18 protein-coding genes are annotated in these 23,662 nt (G+C 73.5%); 12 read left to right on the top strand and 6 right to left on the bottom strand.

What is annotated here, in order from left to right; genetic code table 11:
* The first annotated feature begins 395 nt into the window (after positions 1-395).
* Complete coding sequence (locus AB0367_RS32255) at positions 396-1,124, top strand: polysaccharide deacetylase family protein (protein WP_366230256.1); 729 nt, start codon at positions 396-398, stop codon at positions 1,122-1,124.
* Positions 1,121-2,233, top strand: coding sequence for a glycosyltransferase (locus AB0367_RS32250; RefSeq protein WP_366230255.1), 1,113 nt, complete (start codon positions 1,121-1,123; stop codon positions 2,231-2,233). Before AB0367_RS32255 ends, AB0367_RS32250 begins: the two co-directional genes overlap by 4 nt.
* A 13-nt stretch (positions 2,234-2,246) precedes the next feature.
* Here the strand turns inward: AB0367_RS32250 and AB0367_RS32245 are convergent, their stop codons facing one another.
* Positions 2,247-3,212: a DMT family transporter gene (locus tag AB0367_RS32245; RefSeq protein WP_366230254.1), complete on the bottom strand. Its 966-nt coding sequence runs from the start codon at positions 3,210-3,212 to the stop codon at positions 2,247-2,249.
* 191 nt (positions 3,213-3,403) lie between these two features.
* Between AB0367_RS32245 and AB0367_RS32240 the strand changes: the two genes are divergently transcribed.
* A complete protein-coding gene (locus AB0367_RS32240) occupies positions 3,404-3,928 on the top strand; it encodes a GNAT family N-acetyltransferase (RefSeq protein WP_366230253.1) in 525 nt (174 codons plus the stop codon).
* Positions 3,929-3,990: 62 nt separating this feature from the next.
* Here the strand turns inward: AB0367_RS32240 and AB0367_RS32235 are convergent, their stop codons facing one another.
* Positions 3,991-4,452: a hypothetical protein gene (locus AB0367_RS32235; RefSeq protein WP_366230252.1), complete on the bottom strand. Its 462-nt coding sequence runs from the start codon at positions 4,450-4,452 to the stop codon at positions 3,991-3,993.
* 277 nt (positions 4,453-4,729) lie between these two features.
* Between AB0367_RS32235 and AB0367_RS32230 the strand changes: the two genes are divergently transcribed.
* The 5 genes from AB0367_RS32230 to AB0367_RS32210 are packed head-to-tail and all read left to right on the top strand — an operon-like array spanning position 4,730 to position 12,617.
* The gene (locus AB0367_RS32230; protein ID WP_366230251.1) at positions 4,730-6,664 is read left to right on the top strand and encodes a PQQ-binding-like beta-propeller repeat protein; all 1,935 of its coding nucleotides are present in this window, start codon (positions 4,730-4,732) and stop codon (positions 6,662-6,664) included.
* The gene (locus AB0367_RS32225) at positions 6,661-7,755 is read left to right on the top strand and encodes a hypothetical protein (protein WP_366230250.1); all 1,095 of its coding nucleotides are present in this window, start codon (positions 6,661-6,663) and stop codon (positions 7,753-7,755) included. The genes AB0367_RS32230 and AB0367_RS32225 overlap by 4 nt, the downstream gene beginning before the upstream one ends.
* On the top strand, positions 7,752-8,855 hold the full coding sequence (locus AB0367_RS32220) for a hypothetical protein (protein WP_366230249.1): 1,104 nt from the start codon (positions 7,752-7,754) through the stop codon (positions 8,853-8,855). Before AB0367_RS32225 ends, AB0367_RS32220 begins: the two co-directional genes overlap by 4 nt.
* 10 nt (positions 8,856-8,865) lie before the next feature.
* Positions 8,866-10,836, top strand: coding sequence for a hypothetical protein (locus AB0367_RS32215; protein WP_366230248.1), 1,971 nt, complete (start codon positions 8,866-8,868; stop codon positions 10,834-10,836).
* On the top strand, positions 10,833-12,617 hold the full coding sequence (locus AB0367_RS32210) for an Hsp70 family protein (RefSeq protein ID WP_366230247.1): 1,785 nt from the start codon (positions 10,833-10,835) through the stop codon (positions 12,615-12,617). Before AB0367_RS32215 ends, AB0367_RS32210 begins: the two co-directional genes overlap by 4 nt.
* 185 nt (positions 12,618-12,802) lie before the next feature.
* Here AB0367_RS32210 and AB0367_RS32205 read toward each other — a convergent pair whose 3' ends face one another.
* Both AB0367_RS32205 and AB0367_RS32200 read right to left on the bottom strand, forming a co-directional pair.
* Complete coding sequence (locus tag AB0367_RS32205; protein WP_366230246.1) at positions 12,803-13,108, bottom strand: antibiotic biosynthesis monooxygenase; 306 nt, start codon at positions 13,106-13,108, stop codon at positions 12,803-12,805.
* Between the two features lie 142 nt (positions 13,109-13,250).
* On the bottom strand, positions 13,251-16,628 hold the full coding sequence (locus tag AB0367_RS32200) for a CBM35 domain-containing protein (RefSeq protein ID WP_366230245.1): 3,378 nt from the start codon (positions 16,626-16,628) through the stop codon (positions 13,251-13,253).
* Positions 16,629-16,888: 260 nt separating this feature from the next.
* On the opposite strand from AB0367_RS32200, the gene AB0367_RS32195 reads away from it, so the two are divergent.
* On the top strand, positions 16,889-17,974 hold the full coding sequence (locus AB0367_RS32195; protein ID WP_366230244.1) for a glycoside hydrolase family 75 protein: 1,086 nt from the start codon (positions 16,889-16,891) through the stop codon (positions 17,972-17,974).
* Between the two features lie 50 nt (positions 17,975-18,024).
* On the opposite strand, the gene AB0367_RS32190 is transcribed toward AB0367_RS32195, so the two are convergent.
* Positions 18,025-18,798 (bottom strand): hypothetical protein, encoded by a 774-nt coding sequence (locus AB0367_RS32190; RefSeq protein ID WP_366230243.1) that lies wholly within the window; start codon positions 18,796-18,798, stop codon positions 18,025-18,027.
* 97 nt (positions 18,799-18,895) lie between these two features.
* Positions 18,896-20,227: a right-handed parallel beta-helix repeat-containing protein gene (locus AB0367_RS32185; RefSeq protein ID WP_366230242.1), complete on the bottom strand. Its 1,332-nt coding sequence runs from the start codon at positions 20,225-20,227 to the stop codon at positions 18,896-18,898.
* A gap of 192 nt (positions 20,228-20,419) precedes the next feature.
* Here AB0367_RS32185 and AB0367_RS32180 point away from each other — a divergent pair, with 192 nt between their 5' ends.
* The 3 genes from AB0367_RS32180 (at position 20,420) to AB0367_RS32170 (ending at position 23,651) form a co-directional block, all read left to right on the top strand.
* On the top strand, positions 20,420-21,085 hold the full coding sequence (locus tag AB0367_RS32180) for a response regulator transcription factor (RefSeq protein WP_366230241.1): 666 nt from the start codon (positions 20,420-20,422) through the stop codon (positions 21,083-21,085).
* Between the two features lie 140 nt (positions 21,086-21,225).
* A complete protein-coding gene (locus AB0367_RS32175) occupies positions 21,226-22,515 on the top strand; it encodes a hypothetical protein (protein ID WP_366230240.1) in 1,290 nt (429 codons plus the stop codon).
* Positions 22,512-23,651, top strand: a complete 1,140-nt coding sequence (locus AB0367_RS32170) for a DegT/DnrJ/EryC1/StrS aminotransferase family protein (RefSeq protein WP_366230239.1) — start codon at positions 22,512-22,514, stop codon at positions 23,649-23,651. The genes AB0367_RS32175 and AB0367_RS32170 overlap by 4 nt, the downstream gene beginning before the upstream one ends.
* The last annotated feature ends 11 nt before the right edge of the window (positions 23,652-23,662 follow it).

The following is a 23,662-nucleotide window of genomic DNA, read 5'->3' as shown; positions in this document are numbered from 1 at the left end:
GCCATTTTACCCAGCCATTTCACGCCGGAGCCGGGCCGGCGGCGGCGCCCGCGGCATGGCGGATAGCGGCACAGTATCGGCAGGTCTCGCTATAATGACGACAAATGTCAAGCATTGACGAAGTCTGGGCGGAATACACCGGTTCACGCCGGACGGACACGCGTGGTTCAGGTCCGCGTGGGGCGTCGTTCATCGATATGATCGTGACGTGCGCCGCATTGGGCGGCGGTGGGTGCCCGAGGCCCCAGGCGGTTGTGCGTCACGTGCTACCGTCCGGCGACAGGTACCCCGACTCGGCAGCTGTGCGCCGCCTTGACCTGGTGTGATGGGCGTTGGTGATGGGTGTGGAACCGTCTTGCGAGGACTCCGGTGGCGCACGTGGGCCGTTGATGGTGGTGAGCGTCCATGACGTGGCGCCGGCGACCGCCGACGAGACCGCCCGCTGGTGCGCCGACGCCGACGCGCTGGGCATCCCGGTGTCGCTGCTGGTGATCCCCGGGCCGTGGCGCGGCATGGAGTTGTCGGAGCACGACGGCTACGCGGAGGTGCTGCGCGAGCGCGCCGCCCACGGCGACGAGCTGGTCCTGCACGGCTGGTGCCACCGGGCCGGGCCGGACGGCGGGGCCGTGCGCCGGGCGGTCGGCCGGGCCGTGGCCCGCGGCGCGGCCGAGTTCGCCGCGCTGGACGAGCGGCAGGCGACCGAGCGGCTCGACGCCGCCAAGGCCGTGCTCGACCGCCTCGGGCTGCACACCACCGGGTTCACGCCGCCGGGCTGGCTCGCCTCGCCGGGCGCGGTGCGGGCGCTGGCGAACGCCGGGTTTCGGTACACCACGGATCATTTCGGTGTGAAGGATCTGCGCTCCGGCCGGGCCGGCATGGCCCGCCGCGGCTTCGCGCTGTCACACCGCCCGGGCGGCACGGGCGAGCGGCTCGGCTCCGCGGTGCTGCGCGCCGGCGCGGCCTGGGCGGCCCGCCGCCGCGGCCTGGTCCGCGTCGCCCTGCACCCCGACGACCTGCACCGCCCCGGCCTGCGCGACGACACGCTGCGGGCCATCGAGGGCGCGCTGAAGGCCGGCGCGCGCGCCACCACCTACGGCGCCGTCATCGACGCGGCGGCATCGTGAAGATCGTCCAGCTCGCCAACTTCTACACGCCGGTGTCGGGCGGCCTGCGCACCTGCGTGGAGCAGACCGGCCGCGGATACGTCGCGGCGGGCCACGAGCGCGTCACGCTGGTCCCGGGCACGGAGGACCGCGACATCGTCCTGCCCGACGGCCGGCACCTCACGGTGCGCAGCCCACTGCTGCCCGGCTCGGGCGGCTACCGGGTGCTCACCGCCCGCACCAAGGTGTGCCAGCTGCTCGACATGGTGGGCCCCGACGTGCTGGAGGCCAACGACAAGCTGAGCATCGGCTGGCTCTCGCCGTGGGCTCGCAGCCGCGGGGTACCGCTGGTGCTGGTGTCACACGAGCGCATCAACGCGATCCTGCGCACCCGCGTGCCGCGCTGGTTCCCGCTGGACTCCGCCGCGACGGCGATCAACCGGCGGCTGCACCGCCTGGTCGACCACATCGTGCTGACCTCGGCGTTCTCGGCGGCGGAGTTCAGTTCCTTCGAGCCGGTCAAGACGCACCGGGTCCCGCTGGGCGTGGACCTGGACACGTTCCGCCCCGTCGCGCGCACCGGCGGTGAGCAGGTCCGGCTGGTCACCGTGAGCCGGCTGTCGACGGAGAAGCACCCCGATCTGTCCGTGGCGGCCCTGCGCGAGCTGCGCCGCCGCGGCATCCCGGCCACCCTCGACGTCATCGGCACCGGCCCCAACCTGCGCAAGCTGGAGCGGCTCGCCGACGGCCTGCCGGTGCGCTTCCTCGGCCACGTCGCCGACCGGCGGCGCCTGGCCGGCCTCGTCGCGAGCGCCGACGTGTCGCTGTCGCCGTCGCCGGCGGAGACCTTCGGCCTGGCCACCCTGGAGTCGCTGGCCTGCGGCGTGCCGGTGGTGGTGCCGGGCAAGGGCGCGGCGGGGGAGCTGCTGCTACGCCCGGAGTCGGGGCGGGTCACCGACGGCACCCCCAAGGGCCTGGCCGACGGCGTGGAGTCCCTGCTCGACGTGCCCGCGGAGCGCCGGCAGGCCGACGCCCGGGCCGTGGCCGAGCAGTTCCCGTGGTCGGCGACGGTCGAGGGCCTGCTCGAGGTCTTCGGCGCCGCGACGGGCCGCCGCCAGCCTGTGTCGTGAGGGACCGGCTGCGTCACGGAGTGTGACGGCGCACTTCACGCCGTACAGCTGAATCAGCACCGGCACGAGGTGCCGGTATGACCTCCGACGCCGGGGAGTCGATCGGCTGGCTGCCCTGATCCGCCGGCTTCGGCGCGACCCTGGCACCGGCCAGCAGCGCCACGCCCATCGCGAGCAGGGCGAGCACGGCCACCGCGCTCCACGGCCACCAGGTGGCGCCGCGCCAGCCGGCGTGGAAGACCGTCGCGTCGAAGACCGCGCTGGCCAGCGGGTCGGCGATGCTGATCGCGGTCAGCGCGGTCGGCAGCGAGCCGGCCGCGAACGCGTCCTGGGCCAGCAGGCCGCTCGCGGTCGTCGAGGCGATCAGGGCGAGCGTCGACCAGTCGCGGGCCAGCGCGAGCACGCCGCTGTGGGCGAGCGTGTCGGTGACGAGCACGACGAACACGGCGGTCAGACAGGTGCACACGCCGGCCGCGACGCCGGCCAGGGCGCCGCGCAGGTGGGCCTCGGCGTTGCGGGGCAGCAGGTGCGCCAGCCCGATGAGTGCGGCCATCACGCCGACCGCGATCCCGACCGCAGGGGGCACGTCGTGGCGGTGGATCGTCTGGGGTACGGCGGGACGGGCGATCACCAGCAGGGCCAGCCCGGCGCAGACGGCGGCGGTGCCCAGCCAGGCCGTCACCGGCGGGCGCCGCACGGTCAGCATCGCGAACAGCAGTTGCGTGACGAGCAGCGCCTGGACCACGGTGAGCGACCCCAGGTGCAGCGCCGCGGCGTGCGCGGCGAACGCGACGACGCTGAGCGCCCAGCCCGCCAGCCACCAGCGGTCCCGGATCAGCCGCCGCACGAGCAGGAACACGCGCACCGGCAGGGCCCGGTCGCGCACGGCCGGCGCCGCCCGCTGCGCGGCTCGCTGTTGCACTGCCGCCGAGGCGGCGAACACGGCGGCGGCGACAACCGCGAGGACGACGGCAAACATCATCCGGGTTTGTACCGGAGTCGCATGGCGCCGCGGCGACCGGGGGGTGGCTCGCGGGGTGCCGCATCGTGGCGCGACGCCGGTGCCACGTGTGGGTTCCGTCACCTTCACGGTCTTGATCGCAGACTCAGGGTGGCCTGGCGCGAGCGTCTGGGTCTAACGTCTGGACTCAGCCGGATCCGGGGGTGTGCATGCTCATCAGACCGTGGCGCGACGGTGACGAGGGACTGGTGGTCGCCGCCCAGCGGAACCTGTCCGCCGCCACCATCGACCGACGCTTCCTCGTCGGTAGCGGCGGGCGGCTGCCGGCCGCGTACCTGAAGCACATCGCCGCGGGCGCGCGCCCGGGGTGGGACGCCCAGGTCGCCGTCGACGGCGGCGTGCTGTGCGGCTGGGCCGAGTATGGTCGTGTGCCGGCCCGCGGCCCCGCCGCCGACCTGGCCGTCCTGGTGGCCGACCCGTGGCAGCGCACCGGCCTGGCCTCGGCTCTGGTCCGCGCCCTGGTGCGGCGGATGATCGCCGCCGGGGTGCGCACCATCAACGCCGACGTCGCCGGCTCCAACGCCGCCGCGCGGGGCCTGGTGCGCGCCCTGGCCGGCTCCGACCCGGGCCCCACCTACGCCGACGGCCTGCTCCACTTCGCCTTCGATCTGGCGGCGGTACCGCAGGATTCCGTCCCCCTCGCCGGGCACCCGGGACTGACGCGGGTGCCGTAGCCCGCCCGCGCCGACCTGGTAAGGGGATCGGTGTGCTCCCGCGAGTCCCGGGTCCGGGCTGATCAGGCGGCGCCGAAGGCGGCCCAGTCGACGAGGCGGCCGTCGAAGTCGCCACCGTCCTTGAGCACGCTCGTCACGCCGCCACACAGGGGGGCGCGCATCTCGCGCAGCTGGCCGGCGATCAGCGGCTGGAACATCGACGGCTGCAGCCGCCACCACCACGCGACGAGATGCTCCGGGCCGAACCGCGCCGGGTCCGCGGCCAGCTCCCGCCACTCGCCGCGCAGCATCGGGTACTCCTGCGGCAGCCGCTCCAGCACCCCGAACCAGTTGTCCCAGCTGAACACCATGAACAGGCGCAGCCGATCGCACGCCCAGCGGTAGGCGCCCGGGTGCCCGGCCGCGCCCGTGTCGCGCAGGACCTCCCACAGGTACTCGTCGACGACCCGGGACGCGCCAGACACGTCCGCCGGTCCGCGCAGGCGGATCGACTCGCGGAGCGCGGCGAGTTCGGGATCGGGCACGGCCATATTGTGGGCGGCCGCGGTTCCGGCATCATATCGGCGTTCAGGCGCCACATTCCGGGTCGCGAAGCGACGCGGCCGCGGGTGAGTTGCGGGTACTACCCCTCGGAGGGCGAGTTCGCGGCGGTTCACCTGGTTGCCGCGTACGGCGACCGCCTTGAGCGGGAACGCCGGTTCGATGTGCACTGCGGGCCGCGGCCCCTCGATTGGTATCCGGACCGGTGTCCGCCCGGTCCCAGGTTGCGCGCAGGGTCCATCATGGGGGTTGTGAGCAGCGGTGGTTGACCCGTTACGGCGCGATGACCCGCGCCGCCTCGGGCCGTACCGCATCTTGGGCCGGCTCGGCGCCGGCGGGATGGGGCAGGTCTTCCTGGGCCGCGACGCCTCCGGCGCGGCCGCGGCGGTGAAGACCCTGCACCTCGGCGCCGGATACGACGACGAGCTGGTCGCGCGTTTCCGCGGCGAGGTCGACCTGGCCGCGAAGATCCGCTCCGAGCACACCGCGCGGCTACTCGACGCCGACCCGGCCGGCTCGCCGCCGTGGCTGGCCACCGAGTACCTGCCCGGGATCACCCTCGCCGAGGTGGAGGAGATCGCCGGGGCGCTGCCCGAGGAGCTGGTCCGGCGGCTCGGCGCGGCGCTCGCCGGCGGGCTCGCGGCCATCCACGCGGCCCGGGTCGTGCACCGCGACCTCAAGCCCAGTAACGTGCTCGTGCTCGCCGACGGGCTGCGGATCATCGACTTCGGCATCGCCCGGCCGGACGACGCCCCGCGGCTGACCGCGTCGAGTCACTTCCACGGCACCGTCGGTTACATGGCGCCGGAGCGGTTCACCGGCAAGCCCGGCACCCCGGCCTCGGACGTGTTCGCGCTGGCCGCGATCCTGGTACGCGCCGCCACCGGCCGGCTGCCCTTCGAGGGCACCTCCATGGAGCAGTACCTCTACGCCGTGCACTACAGCGCGCCCAACCTGACCGGGGTGCCGGTCGGCATGACCTGGACGCTGCGCAAGTGCCTGGAGGCGGCGCCGGAGGACCGGCCCACCGCCCGCCAGGTCAGCGAGCGCCTCGCCGCCGGCCTGCCCGCCGCGTCCGAGCCGTGGCTGCCCGACGCCGTGCTGGCCGAGATCGCCGGCCGCGGCCGGGCGGCGGCCCGGCTGCTGCACGCCTCCGGCGCGCGCCGGCCGTGGCGGGCGGTGCGGCAGGCGATGGCGCGCAGCGAGACGGTCGTGGCCGGCGACGCGGTCGTGGTCAGCGCCGACGACGGCGTGCACGTGCTCGAGGCCGGCGACGGCAGCGAGCGCTGGCGGCACCCGGTGGCCACCGCGCCCGGATACCGGCCGCTCGTCGCCGCCGGCGTCGTGGTCAGCCCCACCCAGACCGGCGTGACCGCGCTCGACCTGCGCACCGGCGCGCGGCGGTGGGAGCTGCCGGTGTCGCCGCACGGCGAGCCGGTGTACGCGCACGGCCTCGTCCACGTGCTCGGCCCCGGCCTGCGCAACCTGCACGCCGTCGACGCCGCCACCGGCGCGCCCGGGTGGCGCACCACGTCGGCGGGCATCCGGCCGGTGCCCGTTCCCGGCGGCGTGGCGGTGATCCAGGGGCGGCTCGTGCGCGAGCGGCTCAGCCACGGCGGGGAGGGCTGGCACCACGGCGACCTGCCCGCCCCGGCCAGCGCGCTGAGCGCCGCCGGCGACCTGGTGCTGGTCCGCGTCGCCGACGAGTTGCTCGGCATCGGCGCCCGCGACGGCGGGCTGCGCTTCCGCCGCACCGGCCTGCCGCCGCGCCGCGCCCCGGCCGCCACGGCCGAGATCGTGGTGCAGCCGGCCGGCGGGGAACTGCTCGGTCTCGACCCGGCCGACGGGGCGGTGCGCTGGCGGCTGCCCGGCGACGGCAGCCCGCACGCCGTGCCCGGCGGCGTCTTCGTGGCCGAGCCGACCGGCCTGACCGCGCTCGACCCCGGCGGCCTGGTGCGCTGGCGCGTCCCCGGCGTCGCCGTGTGGCCCGGCGTGCGGGTGACCCCCACACTGGTCTACGTGGTCGACGCCGGCATCCTGCACGCGTACTCGCGCGACGACGGCACCATCCGCTGGTCCGCGTCCGACATCCACGCCACCCGCGCGCCGGTCGTCGGCGACGGTGTCGTGTACCTCGACAACGGCTACACACTGTTCGCCATCAACGCCGACGACGGGGAGCGACTGCCCATATGACGGTGCACATCGAGTTCGACCCCGACCGGCGCTTCACCGACCTGTTCGAGCTGCAGTGGGGCCGGCTGGCGACGTCCGGCGAGCGGGTGCTGCGCAAGACCGCCCGCACCGCCGAGGCCGACCGGCTCGTGCACGCGGAGGTCAACGCGGGCAACCTGCTGTGGGGGCTCGCCGACACCATGTACCCGTTGCAGCTGTGCCGGGTCGTGGACCACGAGCTGACCAGCCCCCGCCCGCAGGTCACCACCACCTACCGGGGCGTGCCGGTCGCCGGGCTGCCCGGCGCGCCGATGCCCGAGACGCTGCTGACCATCTTCGGCGACCTCCTGCTGGCGATCCAGACGCTGGCGAAGGCGGGGCTGACGCACGGCGCGATCCTGCCCGAGTTCGTGCTGTGGGACGGCAGCCACGCGCAGCTGGTCAGCCTCGGCGAGGCCACCGCCGTGGGGGAGCCGGCCCGGGCGGCGCTCGAACCGCTGTGGCAGCCTCCGCCCGGCCCGGACGGGCTGCGCCTGGCCACCGAGGCGCACGACGTGTACCAGGCCGGGATGGTGGTGTACTGCATCGCACTGCAGACCGGCCCGGCCGACGCGCCCGCCGTGCGCGAGGAACTGGCCCGCGGCGGCTCCGCGCTCTCGGTGCTGCTCGACGGGGTGTTCGCCGACGACCCGCGGGAGCGGCCCGACGCGCACCAGTTGCTGCGCCGCGTCGAGGGTGCCCGCTACGAGCCGGTGTGGCAGAGCGCGGACCCGTCCGACGCGACGACCGCCACGGTCCACATCTCCCAGCTGGGCTCGATCCCGCAGCAGCACTCACCGCCGCCGGCGCCGGCCGCGCGGGCCGCCGTGGCGCTCAGCCCGGCCCGCGACGAGTTCCGCCGGTTGGTCGTCGCGAAGCGGGAGTACCGGGCCGCGCGGGCCGCGCCGCAGGTGCTCGCCTGGCGATACGTGCGGGAGCTGTTCGACGTGCTGTGGTACAGCCGCGACGAGCTCTCCAGCCGTATCGCCCTCGGTGCCGGCGCGCTCGTCGTCCTCGGCGTGCCGCTGGCGCTGGTCATTCTCGTCGTGTCGCACCTGGGAGGGGCGAAATGAGCCTGCCGAGCCCGAGCCGGCTGCTCGGCCGGGTGCTGTGCCCGATCTGCCTGCAGTGGATCCACTGGAGCAAGGCGCAGCGGGTCGAGGTCGACGTGGAGACCCAGCAGCACCGGCCGTTCCGGCCGCGCGGCGCCGACGAGACGAAGGAGGCCTTCGCTGAGCGGCGCCTCGGCGCGCAGCGCTCCTGCACCCTCATGCGCGACGGCATGGCGACCACGCACTACCTGCCCGACCGCTACGGCGACTACGGCGACCCGATCGTCATCGGGCTCGTCGGGCACCGCGCCGCCGGCAAGACCCTGCTGCTGGCCGCGATGGTCGAGGCGCTGCGCAGCAACCTCGAGCTGGCCGACCTCGGGCTGCGCGTCGAGCGGCTCGACGAGGCCATCGAGCACAACTACATGACCCGTTTCGTCGAGCCGTTCTGCCAGCGCCGCGAGCAGCTGCCGCTGACCCAGATCAGCCCGATCGCGTTCAGCTACGTCGCGAAGGTCTACAGCGCCCACGCCCGGCGCGACTTCGCCGTCGCGTTCTTCGACGTGGCCGGCGAACAGCTGCGCCGCCGCCACTCCGGCGACCGGTTCCTCGACACGTCGTTCCTGTCCGCGGTCAACGCGCTCATCTTCGTGGTCGACCCGGAGAAGGCGCTGCCGTCGGTGCTCGGTGAGCCGGCCACCGTCTACGGCGACCCGGCGTTCAACGCCGTGACGGACCGCCTCGTCGAGGTCCGCGGCGAGCCCGGCACCCAGTTCCTGCCGATCCCGGCGGCGATGGTGGTGGCCAAGTCCGACCTGCTCGCCCCGCGCCGGCCCGAGGTCGCGCGGTGGCTGTCCCGCGACGACACCCGGCGGCTGCAGACCGTCGCCGAGGAGAGCGAGGACGTGTACGAGTTCCTCGCCACCAACGGCGCCGAGCGCTTCCTGCCGCCGGTCAACCGGGTCAGCGACGTGAGCCTGCACTTCGCCTCCGCGGCCGGCGTCGCACCGGTGGACGGGCACTTCCCGGCCGAGGGCTTCGGCCCGCGCCGGGTGCTGCGCCCGCTGCTGTCCCTGTTCGCCATGACCGGGGTGCTCGACCGGTCCCTGCTGGGCAACTGAGAGGGGAGCGATGAGCCAGGCAGCGGGCAGCGGCCGGACCCGGATCGACCAGATCGTCTTCCGCTGGCGGGCCCGGGCGCACGCAGCCGGCCACGACGGCGTCGGCCCCGACGCCACGTCGCTGCCCGAAGCCGCCGTGCCGTGGTGGGACGAGCGGCTCGCGCTGCGCATCAACCGGGCCAGCGGCGGCAACGACCGGCCGTCGCTTTCGTACCTGCGTGTCGACGGCTCCGGGGTGGTGCTGCACAAGGTGCCGGCCCGCGACGACAAGAACCGCACCGGCGCGGCGATCGCGCACGCGCTGATCGGTCCCGAGGACATCGTCAACGTGCGGCTCGCGCTCGGCCTGGAGGACTGGCCGGGCTGGGCCGGGCACAACGGGCCCGAGGTGTACCCGCCCGGCCGGCTCCACCCGGTGGACTACCCGGCGCTGCGCGAGCACGCCGGCGCGGCGCTGGCCCGGCCGGTGACCGACCCCGGCCCGGTCTTCGACGAGCTGCTCGGCCGGGTCCTGGACGACCCCGCCGCCCCGCTCACCGTGGTGCTGCCTGACGCGCCGGCCACCACGCTGGTCCGCGGCCTGGTCGACGTGCTCGGCGACGGCCGCGAGCTGACGTTCGCCACCAACGAGGACGACGACACCGACCCCGACCTGCCCAGGCTCGTCTTCCTCGACGCCGTCACCGGCGGCACCGGCTACGCCGCCACCCGGTTGCGGCTCTACCCCGGCGCGAGCGGCACCGGCCCGTCCGGCTTCGCCCAGCAGCTCGCCGACGTGTGGCGCCGCGGTGGCGCCGCGGCCGTCGCACCGCTGCGCGGCGCGCGCAGCCTGGCCGGCGCCGCCGACGTGCGGCAGTGGCAGAACGAGGTGCTCGTCGCCGGCCGCATCCTGCAGACCACGCTCGTGCAGGCGGTCACCTCCGGGCAGGCCGCGCCCGAGCACCTGGACCTGCTGCGCACCACGGAGGGGCTGCAACAGATCGAGGCGGAGCTGGCCAAGCTCAACGACGGGGACCTGCGCACCACGTACCTCGCGTGGCAGCCCGCCGGCCGGCTCGCCGCGCAGCACCCGGGCGCGGCGGCGGTCGTCACGCGGCACACCGTGCAGCGCTGCATGCGCACCTCGGCCAGCAACACCCTGCGCGACGCGCTGCGCAGCTCGGCGTTCGACCCCACCGTCGTCGACGACTACCTGCGCGGCTGGGCGGGACACGGCCGCAACACCACCGCCAGCCCGGCCGCGATCGTCGAGCTGGCCCAGCGGGCCGTGTCCTTCGGCGTGCCGCCCGCCCTGCAGTCGCCGGGCATCCGCGCCCTCATGGATCGCATCGCCCTCGCCGACCTCATCGAGCTGGCCAACCGGCACACCACCTCCGACGTGCACATCACGGAGCTGCTGCTCAGCGCGGCCGAGGGGCGCCGGTTCGACCCCGACGCGCTGCAGGGCACCCACGTGGCGCTGGAGCGCACCGACTACCTCGTGCACTGCATCCCGTTCCTGCCCGGCGACGCGCAGCTGGCCCAGGACCGCTGGTACCGCGTGCTCAAGGCCGTGTTCGGGCCGCAGCTCGGCGCCGAGGACGGGCGCACGCTGCACGACGTGCTGAAGTTCCTCGCGCGCGATGCCATCTCCGAGGTACCGCCGGCGCTGCTCTTCGCCCTGCGACGCTTCCAGCCGACGCTGGCCGGCAAGGCGCGCGTCGACCAGCTCGCGGCCCGGGACCGCTACCTGGACGCGGGCCTGCCCGACACCTGGCCCGAGCGCACCGAGCTGCTGCTGGCCGAGCGCCGGACCCGCGTCCGCGCGCTGCCGGTGGCGTCCGGCACCCCGCCCCGCACCGAGGCGCGCGCCCAACGCGGGATCGCCACCGTCGTCGGCCGGGCGCAGCCGCGCACGGTGCTCGCCGTGGCCGCGATCGCCCTCGTCGTCGTCGCCCTCGTCGCCGTCGTGATCTACAGCCTGCACGGGGGGTCTCAGTGAGCGAGTACCGGCTGAGCATCGACTACGGCACCACGAACACGGTGGCGTATCTGCAGCCGCCGGGCGAGGCGCCGTTCCCGCTGCAGTTCGACGGGCGCCCGCTGCTGCCCTCGGCGGTGTGGGCCGACGAGCACCGGACCCTGGTCGTCGGTAACGCCGCGGTGCGCTCCGCCCGGCTGGACCCCGGCCGCTACGAGCCCAACCCGAAGCGGCGCATCGGCGAGCGCCGGGTGCTGCTCGGCGGCGACGAGTTCGACGTCGCCCAGCTCATCGGCGCGACCCTGGCACAGGTCTACGCCGAGGCGGTACGCCTCGCCGGCACCGACCGGCTCCGGGTCGTGCTCACCCACCCGGCGGCCTGGTCCGCCGACCGGCAGGCGGTGCTGCGTGCCGCCGCCGACCATGCCGGCCACGCCAGCCATGCCGGCCTGCAGCCGATCCTGATCAGCGAGCCGGAGGCGGCCGCCGCGCACCTGCTGGCCAGCGGCGCCACCGTCGCCGACGGCGACCCGCTCGTCGTCTACGACCTGGGCGCCGGCACCTGCGACGTCACCGCCGTGCTGCGCACCGGCCGGGAGTTCCAGCAGCTGGCCAAGGCCGGCCTCGACGACGTCGGCGGCCTGGACCTCGACGAGGTGGTGCTGCGCCGCGTCGGCCGCTCCGTCGGCGACCGCCATCCGGACGAGTGGGCGCGGCTCGTCGAGCCCGAGGGCCCGGACCGCTGGTCGGCCCGCCTGCTGTGGGACGACTGCCGCGGCGCGAAGGAGCGGCTGAGCACCGAGCGCGTGGCCCGCGTGTCGGTGCCGCTCATCGACGAGGACGTCTCGGTCACCCGCGGCGACTTCGAGCGCGACGCCCGGGCCCTGCTGCAGCGCACCGTCGCGATGACCGATTCGGTGCTGCGCCGCGCGAAGATCGGCCGGGACGACCGCGCCGAGCTGTTCCTGGTCGGCGGCGCCACCCGCACCCCGCTCGTCGGCACGCTGCTGGGCCAGAGCACGGGCCGCTCGCCGCGCCGGGTCGAGCACCCGGAGCTGGTCGTCGCGGAGGGGGCGCTGCAGTACCTCGCCATGGTGAGCAACGAGCCGACGCCGCGCCGCCGCACCGTCCCGATGCCGGCGGCCCCCACGACCGCGCCGCCCGCGCCCTTCACCGCTCCCGGCCGCGACGGCAACACGCTGCGGGAGACGGTCACCGTCGTCATACCCCCGTCGCCACCGCCACCACCGCCATCGCCGCAGCGGCCCGCGCCGATGATGCCGCCGCCCCCGGCCCCGCCGCCGGCGCGCCAGCAGGACAAGCGCAAGCTCATCTCCAACCCGTACCGCCACCACTCCGGCGCGACGTTCCGCTTCGGCGGGCTCTTCGTCGCCGGCCTGATCCTGGGCGCCTTCGACGGCCTGCTGTTCACGGCGCTGAGCTGGCTGCTGCTCCTGGCCGGCGGCGCGGGTCTGGCGGTGAAGCTGTTCCAGTGGGCGGTGTGCTCGCGCGACACCCGTCCGACGACGATCGACGCGACCGGCATCACCATCACGCTGAACGGCCAGGACACGACGTTCCCGTGGGCACAGATGGCGACGGTGTACTTCCGCCCGCGCCGCTTCAGCCGCTGGCTGGTCTGCACGCCGGCGAGCAACACGGCGCTGGGCAGCGACCACGGCACGGCCCGCTTCTGGTCCCGCCCGTACAGCGTGTTCTTCCTGACCAGCACCAGCGGCTTCGGCGACCAACTGGTCCGCGAGTCCCTGGAAACCTACGCCGGAGACCGCTACCACCACTGACAGCGGGCCCGCAACGGCGCCGTCTACGCCCCGGTGAAGAACAAGCTGGGCTCGCTCGTGTACGTCAACTGCCACCCTCGCGGGAGTGAGGCGAGGCGGTCTGCGGTCGCAGAGACCCGGGCCGCCTCGTCACGCGGTCTGGCTCGTTCGGCGGCGTCAGATGAGCTGCCGCAGTGCGCCGCGCGTCATCCGGGGCGTTCACCCGTGCTCGGGATGAGGCCCTCGATCCGTGTGCTCGCGACGTACCGATCGCACTCGGCGAGGAACCGGCGCGTGTGCTCCTGGCGCCGGTGGTCGTCGAACGCCTCGCGATCCCGGTACACCTCGTAGATCACCCGCGCCAGCGGCTCGTCGACGACGCGGTGCACCGCGTACACCAGCGTTCCGGGCTCATGCGACTCGACCGCCTCGCCGGTTTCGCCCACAAGCCGATCGAACGCACGAGCCGCATCTTCGTCTCTGAGGTCGAACCGCACCAGGAGCCCGAACATGTGCACCTCCGGCGCCAGCGTAGCGTGGCCGCCGGCGCCTGCGGCCCGGCCTCGAAGGCGATTCCGCGGGTGACGGCGGCCATCCGCGGGGGAGCGGTCGAGCGCCGCTCCCCCTGAAGATGCTCCGCGGACGTCGTGACGCTCAGCGGACGGTGAGGTAGTCGACGTTGGGTCCGCCGTTGGCCGTCGTGGCCGTGGCCCGGATGGTGTTGGTACCGGCGCTCACCGGCAGGGTCACCGTCACGTCCTGCCAGGTGTCCCAGTTGGCGGTCGGGTTGAACGCGACCCCGGCCGCGACCACCGTGCCGTTGACCGCGATGTCCATCGGCCGGTTCGTGGTCGTGCCGTTGGAGAACCGCAACGTCACCGTCGCGGTGCCCGCCGCCGGCGCGCTCACCGACCACTGCACATAGCTCCCGGTGACGTTGGAGTAGTCCACGAACCCGGTGCCGGAGTAGCCGAGATGGTTGGTCGCGACCGTGCCCTGCGAGATCGTCGCGTTCTCCGCCTCGTACCGCACGAGCCCGGCCGGCGTCGTCACGCTGATCGCGTTGCTCGGCGCGGAGGTGTTGCCCGCCGCGTCGTGCGCCCGGACGGTGTAGGAGTAGGTGGTTCCCGGGACCACGGTGGTGTCGGTGGCCGTCGTGCCGGTGACCGTGGTGATCGGGTTTCCGTTGCGGTACACGTCGTAGCCGGTGACTCCCGTGTTGTCCGTGGATGCGTCCCAGGCCAGGCCGACCGCGCTCGCGGTGACTGAGCCGCTGCGCAGGTTGCCCGGTGCGCTCGGCGGCTCGGTGTCGGGGCCGCCGCCGGCCGGGACGGTCTGCGTCGTCGCGTTCCACCCGGAGACCCGCACCGACGGCGTCGCGCCGGCCAGGTCACTCGTGCGGTAGCTGGCGGTCAGCGTCTTCGACTCGCCGGGCCACAGGCTGATCTCGTTGTCGTCCCACTGGATCGGCAGCACCGGCTTGCCGGCCGGGTTGACCACGTGCGCGTCGAGGTAGAACGCGGGCGTCTTTCCGGTCGAGGTGTTCCTGAGCGTGACCGTGGTCGTCGTGGTGCCACCCGCCTGGCTCGACGACGCCGTCGCCGACACCTGCGCCTGCGCCATGCCCGAGAGCCCCTTGAGGTTGGCGTAGCTGGTGGTCGGCGCGTAGTACCAGTCGTTCTTCGCCCAGTCGACGGTGTCGGCCGCGGTCGAGAGCCAGTAGACGTTGCGGCTGACCTCGGTTCCCGCGGCGTCGAGCAGCACGAGCTTCGCGAGGTATGTGCTGGCGATGCCGCTGATCGACGCCGGCACGGTCAGCGCGGTGGTCCGCCCGCCGTCACCCGGGACCGTCAAGGCCGCCGAGGTCTGGCCGAACACCTCGGTGCCGTCAGGGTTGTACAGGTTCACCTTGGCGACGAGACCGCCGGCCGAAGCGTGCCGCTGGTTGACCACGACGACCGAGCGGCTGTCGTACGAGTACTGCACGTGCAGCGGTTCGTTGGCCTTCTTGGCGCCGTAGTAGGCGCCGTTCTGGTCCAGGTAGTAGTCGAACAGCTGCCAGTGCAGCGAGGTCCAGCCGCTGTTGAGCATCCAGTAGATGACGCCGTCGGCGGGGTTGGACGAGTCGGTGAAGTTGCGCCGGTACGCCTCGAACTGCGCCCGGACGTTCTCGTACTGGGCCAGCTGCGCCTTGCGGACGTAGTCCTCCAGGCCGGTCGGCGCCCCGTACCGGCCGGTGACGGCGTTGTCGAAGATCTTCAGCGTGTTGAAGGTGCTCGACGAAGATCGGTGGTACTGAGCGGCGTTGGGGCTCTGCCACAGCGTGTCGAGCTCGGTGCTGGACATCATCCGCTTGAGTGTGTCCATCGTGGGCACATCCGGCCCGGCACTGGTCTCCGAGTTGAAGCCCCAGGCGCCGCCGCTGTCCGTGTGCGCCTTGTCGTACCAGTAGTTCGGCGGGATCCAGTCGTACGGCCCGCTCATCTTCATCCCGGACGAGCCGCTCAGCGGTGCCGACCTGTCCGACGCCGCGGCGATGACCGGGGTCGACCAGTCGGCCGCGTTCAACGCGTCCACGTAGTTCTTCTCGATGGTCGCATCAGGCGCGAAGTCGCTGCCGATGAGGAACGAGATGACGCTCGGATGGTCGCGCAGCCGGGCGGCCTCGGCGGCCATCGACGCCTTCGCGATCGGGAAGTCGGTGGAGGTCCAGGCGTCGCCCGGCTCGCTGCCGTTGACCTGGCCCTCCCATTTGTCGCAGCACTCCCAGCCCGGCAGCGTGAGGATGCCGTACCGGTCGGTCAGGTCGAAGAACTCGTCCACCTCGATGTGCCCCTCCAGGCGGATCGTGTTGAGTCCGAGGTCGAGCGCGTAGCGCAGCTTGTCCTCGGCGTACACGGGGTTCCACCGCAGGAACAGGTCCGGTGACCAGCCGCCGCCGCGGATCTGCAGCGGTCGTCCGTTGATGCTGTACCGGCGGTGGCCGCTCGCGTCCAGCGGCGCCTTGACGTCACGCACGCCGAACCGGTCGTGCGCGGCGTCGGTGACCGTGCCGCCGGCCGACGCGGTGAGGTTCAGGTCGTACAGCGGCTGAGCGCCCATGCCGGCCGGCCACCACACCTGCGGGTTGGCGAGCGTCACCTGGGGGAAGGTGACCGTCTTCGTCTCGTGCGCGGCCAGGCTCACGGACTGCGACAGCGAGGTGCCCGCGACGCTGCCCGCCACGGTCGCGGTGATCGCGGCGGCGGAGTCGTTGCGGACGTCGGCCTTGGCGGTCAGCGTCGCGCTGTCCAGCGCCGGCGTGCTGAGCTTCGTGACCACGTGCGCGTTGCGCAGCGCCACCGCGCCGGAGCGGCGCAGCAGCACGTCGCGCACGATGCCCATGTTCTTGTCCGGCGGCGTCTGCACCCAGTCGATCCAGCCCATCGTGAGGTCCCGGTTGGGATCGTTCGGGTACACCTTGACGGCGATGCTGTTGACGCCACTGTGGACGATCGCGGTCAGGTCCAGCTCGTTCTGGGTGTACGCGCCGGCGACGGTGCCGCTCGTGGCGACCTGGGTGCCGTTGACCCAGACATCGGCCTTGGACAGCACCCCGCTCACGTTGACGAAGGTGTGCAGCCCGGTCTCGGTGCCGAGCGAGAAGTCCGCCCGGTACCACCACGGCACGGTGAAGTCGGCGGTGGGTATCGACCTCATGTTGGTGGAGTAGAACGGGTCGGGGTAGACGTTGTTCTGCAGCAGGCCGGCGAGCACGGTCGAGCGCGCCGACACCGCGAGCCAGCCCGACGCCGCGTAGCCCGGCTGCGAGATGGTGCCCCCGGTGTCGCCGGTCTTGCCGGACGACTGGATGACGAAGCCGGGGATCGCGGTCGACTCGCCGGTAGCCGCGGAGACCGGGACGACGGCCGTCGGTGCGGCCGCGGCGGGGCGGGCCGCGGCCGTCGCGGCGCCGGTGCCGCCGAGCGCGACCAGCGTGGCCGCGGCGGCGAGCAGGCGCAGCGGGGATCGGGTGCGTGTCTTGCGCAGCATGAAGCCTCCCGGGTGATGGGTGGTCTACGTGCACGGGTGTCGACAGCCCCGGCAGCGGTGGGCCGAAGGGCTGCCATCCAGAACTGTTAAAGACTCTTACTATTTAATAACTCTCGATGTTAGGCGCGCGGCTCGGGTGCGGTCAAGACGCCGCGATTGCTCGACGTCGCGGGTTGACCTCGGTTCATGCGCGGTCCTAACATCGATGACTATCTATCAGTAAGGTTGCCTGACAGTTAACTCATGTAGGGAGGGAGTCCATGCGGAAACGCAGACAGCGAGCCTTGCTCGCGGTGATCGGCGTCGCGAGCGCGGTGCTCGGCGTCCTGGTCCCCGCCGGGCCGGCGAGCGCCGCGCCGACCCGCTACGAGGCGGAGAACGCGACGATCTCGCAAGGCGCGGTGGAGTCCAACCACCTCAACTTCTCCGGTGCCGGGTTCGTGAACAACGACAACGCCGCCGGCAGCTACACGCAGTGGACGGTGAACGCCGCCAGCGCGGGCACCGCCACGATCACGATCCGGTACTCCAACGGCACCACCACCGCCAGGCCCGCCGACATCGCGGTGAACGGAGCCGTGGTCGCCGCCGCGGCGTCGTTCGGCAGTACGACCAACTGGGACACCTGGGCCAACAAGACGCTCACCGCATCGGTGAACGCGGGCTCCAACACCATCCGCGTCACCGCCACGACGGCGAACGGCCCGGCGAACCTGGACTACCTTGACTTCGAGGTCGGCTCCGGAAGCGGCGGTGGCGCCCCGACCCCGGCCGAGCTGCTGGCCAAGGTGAGCACGTGCAACCAGATCTCCAACGGCAAGTACAAGACGGACTCCGACGTGGCGACCGCGACCGTCGCCGTGTGCCAGAAGACGGGCGCCGTGTTCTGGAAGGCCGACATGGACATCGACTGCGACGGCGTGCGTACCACCCAGTGCAACGAGACGACGGACTGCTGCTTCCAGGCGGACACGGCCTGCCACACGTCGGGCAATGCTCCGCTGAACGCGGCCCAGCTGCCCTACGTCGTCGTGCCCAGCTCGAGCTCCATCTGGAACTACACCAACTACCAGATCGGCTGTGGCACGGTCGTCGCCGTGATCTACAACAACCAGGTGCTCTACGCCGTGGTCGGTGACACCGGACCCACGGGGATCATCGGGGAGGCGTCCTATGCCACCGCCAACGCGCTGGGCATCAACCCCGACCCGAGCAACGGCGGCACTGACTCCGGTGTGACGTACATCGTGTTCCAGGGCTCGCAACGGGTCTCCCCGATCGAGAACCACAACAACGCGGTGACGCTCGGCCAGAGCCTTGCTCGCACCTTCGTCAACAGCAACTGATTCGAAGCGGGACAGGCCCTGCCGGTGGGTGCGCCCGCCGGCAGGGTCGCTCACGTGTGCAGCCGGGCGATCGCGGACCGCGCGACCTCGGCGGCCGCGTCCCGCAGGCGTTGCGTGCCCGGCGGCGACGCGGAAGTCACCTTCAGGCGCACCCCGAACTGCGTGCGGCCGTCCAACGCCCACAGCTGGTAGGTGCGCACCTCGCCGTCGCCGATCTGGTAGCCGAACGCGCTCGAGCCGACCCCGGCGATGTCCGCGGCGCCCGCGGGCGCGTGCGCCCGCGCGTCGGCGAAGCGACCGGACGCGCCGGCCGCGTCCGCGCCCACCAGGGCGGTGACGTCCGCGGCGATCCGTAGGCCGTCGCCGGCGAAGGAGCGGTCGCAGGTGTACGACGTGTAGCCGGACTTGTCGGCGTGGTCCCCGGCGGCCGGCTGCGTCGCGGCGGCACCCAGCCCGGCGACCGGCCCGAAGTCGACGGCGGCGCAGAGGTCGAGCGGCCCGGGCGGCGCACCGGCAGTGCTGTTGACGGCGGTAGGGCCGATCGTCGCGGCGGGCGCGCCGGAGCTGCCGCTCACCGCGGACGGGCCGGGTATCCCCGCCGTTGCCGTGGCCGCCGTCGTGCTTGGCGTCGTGATCGTCGTCGTGCTTGGCGTCGCCGATCCGGGCGCGGAGGCGTTGGCGGCCTGGTTCCGCTCGGCCGGCGGGCCGCCGCCCAGGGTCGCGACGGCGAGCACCACCAGAGCGACGACCACCGCCCCGATGCCGGCAAGGGTCCACCACGCCACTTTGCCGAGCCGCCGGTGCGGGCCGGTCGAGGCATCCATGGGCGCAGTATCGCAGAACCTGAGTGAAGAATGTACATTCCTCGAATTAGGACCGTCGTCGGGCGCCAGGGGCGGGCTCGCCACCGGCGCCCGACGCTCAGAACTCGTAGGCGCCCCGGTCGTCGTACGGGCGGGGGCCGATGCCGGTGTTGGGCACGGCCGGGTCGTCGCGGCGCGGCGTGCCGTTGATGTCGACCGGCTGCTCGCCGTCGACGCCGGAGTCGGCCGAGTCGATCGCGGGCGAACCCTGCGACAGTCGCAGGTTGCCGCCGGCCGCGTCGACGAACAGCGGGTTGGCCTGCAGGCCGTGTTGCTCCTGGCCGGTAGCGGCCCGCATCGCCGCCAGCGAGGTGAACGACGAGCCGAACACGTACATGGTGCCGGGTTTGCTGAGGTACACGAGGTTGCTGTCCACCACCGTGGTGGCCGGGGCCGAGTCCCAGATGCCGATGTTGCCGGCGCGCCGGTTGCAGGCGATGCCGTTGTACGCCGGGTAGACCGCGTTGTCGACGGCGATGTTGTTGACCACGACGTAGTTGCCGGAGGTGCCCTCGACGTTGATGCCGCTGGTGCAGTTGTGGTAGACGGTGTTGCCGATCAGCCGGCCGCCGGTGACGTTGAGGTTGTCGATGCCGTGGTCGCCGTTGTTGTACGTGACGTTGAGCGTGGCGAAGGAGTCGTCCGCGCCCGGGTAGAACTGCAGGCCCGAGTCCTCGTTGTCGTGCAGGACGTTGCCGATGATCGTGTTGTCCGGCCCGATGACGTTGATGCCGTTGGCGTTACGGCGGTACTCGTTGGCGTTGAACGACGACTCGTTGCCCTGGACCGTGGTCTCGCTGGTGTCGGCCGCCAGGTAGATGCCGTGGTCGCTGTTGTGGTGGGTGAAGTTGCCCCTGACGGTCGAGTCGGTGGCCGACTTCAGGTAGATGCCCGCGGCGATCCCGCCGCTCACCGGGGTGCCCGCGCCCGAGACAGTGTTGCCGGAGATCACGATGTGGCTCGACGACTTGACCGAGATGCCGTACGACGTGCTGTCGGTGACGTTGAAGCCGCTGATCGTCACGTACGACTTGCCGGACACGACGAAGCCGTTGGTGCCTCCGGTGACGGTGACGGTCGCGCCGGCGGCGGGCCGCAGCGTGATCGGGCTGCCGGCCGTGCCGCTCTTGCCGACGGTGACGGTCTCCGGATACGTACCGGAGGCCACGACGACGGTCTGGCCGGCCGTGGCCACCGTCGCACCCTTCTTGATGGTGCAGAACGGCTGGGCCTGGGTGCCCGGGCCGCTGTCGGAGCAGCCCGGGCCGCCGACGTAGAGAAACGGATCGGCGGCGAACGCGGGGGCCGCCCCCAGCACGCCGATGAGGGCCAACCCGCACAGACCGCCGGTGACAGCGCAGAGCCGGGCCAGCCGATGAGCGCACGACATGAACACTCCAGTGGAAACAGATCGGAAATGACCGGCTCATGCTGCTGGCGGCGACCGGATGACACGTCCTGCAAAAGCCGTAGTTTGCCCTCACTCTCGGCGAGGTCGCCCGGGGGTTCACCCGGCCCGCTCACCCCGCGCCTACCACGTCCGCGCCATCGGTGCCACCCGATCTTGCGGCATGGTGTGGCGATGCAGGACATCTCGCTGCTGGTGGTCGACGACCACGCGCTGTTCGCCGAGGCATTGCAGGCGCGGCTGTCGCGGGAACCGGGCCTGCGGCCGATCCGCGTGGCGTTCACGGCCGCGGCGGCGCGGGCGTGCCTGGCGGCCGGCCGCTCGCAGGTGGCCCTCCTGGACGTGGCGCTCGGCGACGACAGCGGCGTCGAGCTGGCGGGCTACATCGCGCAGACCGCGCCCGCCACCAAGGTGGTGATGCTGACGGCGGTCGATGCGGACGAGTCGGCCGAGGAGGTCGTCGCCGTGCTGCGCCGCGGCGCGCGCGGGTGGCTGCCGAAGACCGTCGACGTCGACCACCTGGTGCGGGTGATCCGCGGCGTCGCGGCGGGTGAGGCGTGGCTGTCACCGCAGCTGCTGGGGCTGGCGCTGCCGGCGCTGATCGCGGGCGGCGAGGCGGCGCGGCCCAGCCCGCTCGGCCGCCTGACCGCGCGGGAGCGGGAGGTCCTGCAGTTCCTCGTCGACGGGCTGAGCCGGGCCGAGATCGCGCTGCGGCTGCACCTGTCGGCCAACACGGTACGCACCCACACCCAGAACCTGCTGGCCAAGCTTGAGGCGCACTCGACGCTCGAGCTGGTCGCGGTGGCCATGCGGCAGGGGCTGCGCGGGTCCGGTCACTGACCGCGGGCGGTGGCGCGGACCCCCCACAGATGGCGTAGACGGACCTGCGCCGAGCACGGGATGGCCGGCCGTGCAGATCGCCTTAACCTCACGTCCATCTGGTGTTCATCGGGTGTCTACCCGGGGTGGAGGGCGTTCGCGTGGAAGTCAGCGAAGTCGCGATGCGGCTGGTTCGCCGGTACTGGGCGGTGCTGCTGCCGGCGGTCCTCGTACCGGTGCTGCTGATGGCCGTGTACGTGACCAGCCAGCCCGCGCGCTACACCGCCAGCGGGCGCGTTGTCGCCTCGGCCGCCGTCCCCCGGTCGGTCGCCGAGGCGGCCGCGGTCGTCAGCCAGGTACGGGCGATCGCGACCAGCCCGGACGTCGTGCGGCGCGGGCTGGAGCCGGCGCACCTGGGCCGCGACGCCGGTGCGGTCGTGGACGCGGTGACGGTGACCGGCCTCGGCAGTTCCGCGCTCGTGGAGATCGCCTACACCGACCGCGACCCGGTCATGGCGCGCAACGTCGCCGCGGCGCTCGTCACCGCCGTCGCCGGCCAGCTCGACGCACTGCGCGTGGGTGCGCTGCCCGACGCGATCCAGGACCTGAACCGGCAGCTCACCGACCTGGCGGCGAAGCGGGCCCCGATCGCGGCGCAGGCCCAGGCCAGCCCGCAGGACCCGGTCGCGCAGAACCACCTCGCCGGCATGGACCGGCTGATCGCCGACCGCACCGCGGAGCGCGACCGGCTGTCCGAGGCCGCCGCCACCGCGGGACGCTCGACCATCATGGACGCGCCGGCCGTCCCGTCCCGGCCGGACCCGTCGGGGCTGCCCGGACGGCTCGCCATCGCCGCCTTCGCCGGCCTCGCCGCTGGCCTGATCCTGGCCGGACTCAACGAGATCGCGCGGCCCCGGGTGTCCGGCGCGACGCAGGTCGGCCGGGCGCTGCGGGCGCCGGGGCTGGGCCGGCTCGACGCCGAGCCGGCGGTGCTGGCTGACCTCGGCCGCGGGATCCGGCTGGCCGCGGGCCGTGCGAACGTCTCCACCGTCGTCCTGGCGCGGCCCGGCGGTCCACCGATCGGCCCGGAGGTCGTCGACCGGATCGAGGCGGCCGCGCTGCGCCCCGCGGCCGTGCCGGCCCGCATCGCGATTCCTGTGCAGGCTCCCGCCGTCGAGGTCTTCGCCGGCGCCCCAGGCGTGACCCCGGCCATGACCCCGGCCATGGCCGAGCCCTCCGGCGAACCCGGCTCCAGGTCCGGCGGCCCGGCGCGGCTGCAGCGCGTCTGCGCGCTCGAGGAGCTCGACCCGGCCGCCGAGGACGGGCGCATCGGTGTGGTGGTGCTGGCCGGCCGTCACGCCGGGACACGGGCGGTGGACCGGATCCGCGACCTGGCGGCCACCTCGGGCTGGCACCTGCTCGGTGTGGTCGAGGACGGGGGCGCGCGATGACCGCCGCGACGAGCACGGCGGTGCCCTTCGCCGTTCCATCGTTCACCGGCGCTGCCCGCGAGGCGGCGGTGCGCGTCCTCGATTCGGGCTGGGTCACCACCGGCGCCGAGTGCGGCGCGTTCGAGGCCGAGCTCGCCGCGTACCTCGGCCAGCCGCACGTGGTGGCCGTCGCCTCCTGCACGCAGGCGATCGAGCTGAGCCTGCGGGCGCTGCGGCTGGCTCCGGGCGCCCCCGTGCTGACCCCGAGCCTGACGTTCTGCGGCGCCGTGGCCGCGATCGTGCACGCCGGGTGCCGCCCGGTCCTCGTCGACATCGACGAGGACACGCTGGTGCCGAGCCCGGCGACGGTCGCCGCGGCGGTACGCCGGGCCGGCCGGCCCGCGGCGATGGTGGTGTGCCCGCTCGGCGGGTACCCGGCAGACCACGCCGCGCTCGCCGACGCCGCCGGGCTGCCAGCCGCGCGGATCGTGGTCGACGCCGCCCACGGGCCCGGCGGCGCGGTCGGGCGGGCCGACGACCCTTCGCGCGCGCCGTACGCGACCTGCCTGAGCTTCTACGCGACCAAGAACCTGCCGATCGGCGAGGGCGGCGCGATCGCCACCCACGACGGCGACCTGGCGGCCTGGCTGCGCTCCGCCCGGCTGCACGGGATGAGCCGCGACGCGTGGCGGCGCTACCTGCCCGGCGGCTCGTGGCGCTACGACGTCACGGAGCTGGGGTTCAAGGCCAACCTCACCGACCTGCAGGCGGCGATCGGCCGTGCCCAGCTGGGTGCCCTGCCCGGCTGGCAGCGGCGGCGGGCCGAGCTGGCGGCGCGCTACGACGCGGCGCTCGCCCCGCTGGTGCGGCTGCCGCGGCGGCACTCCCGCCACGCCTGGCACCTGTACCAGGTGCGGGTCCGCGACCGCGACGCCGTCATCGCCGGCCTGTCCGAGGCGGGCATCGGCACGTCGGTGCACTTCATCCCGGTGCACCGGCTCACCGGGTTCGCCGCGCTGTTCGGCCCCGACGAGCGCGCCGCGCTGCCGGTCACCGATCGCGTCAGCGCGGAGCTGCTGTCGTTGCCGCTGTACCCGGACCTGACACCCGATGCCGTCGACGTCGTCACCGGCCGCCTGGCCGAGCTGCTCGCATGACACCCAACTGG

Origin of the sequence: Dactylosporangium sp. NPDC051484, from assembly GCF_040689395.1 — a bacterium.
In the GTDB taxonomy this organism is placed as follows: Bacteria; Actinomycetota; Actinomycetes; order Mycobacteriales; family Micromonosporaceae; genus Dactylosporangium.
This window is presented reverse-complemented; position numbering and strand designations above follow the sequence as displayed.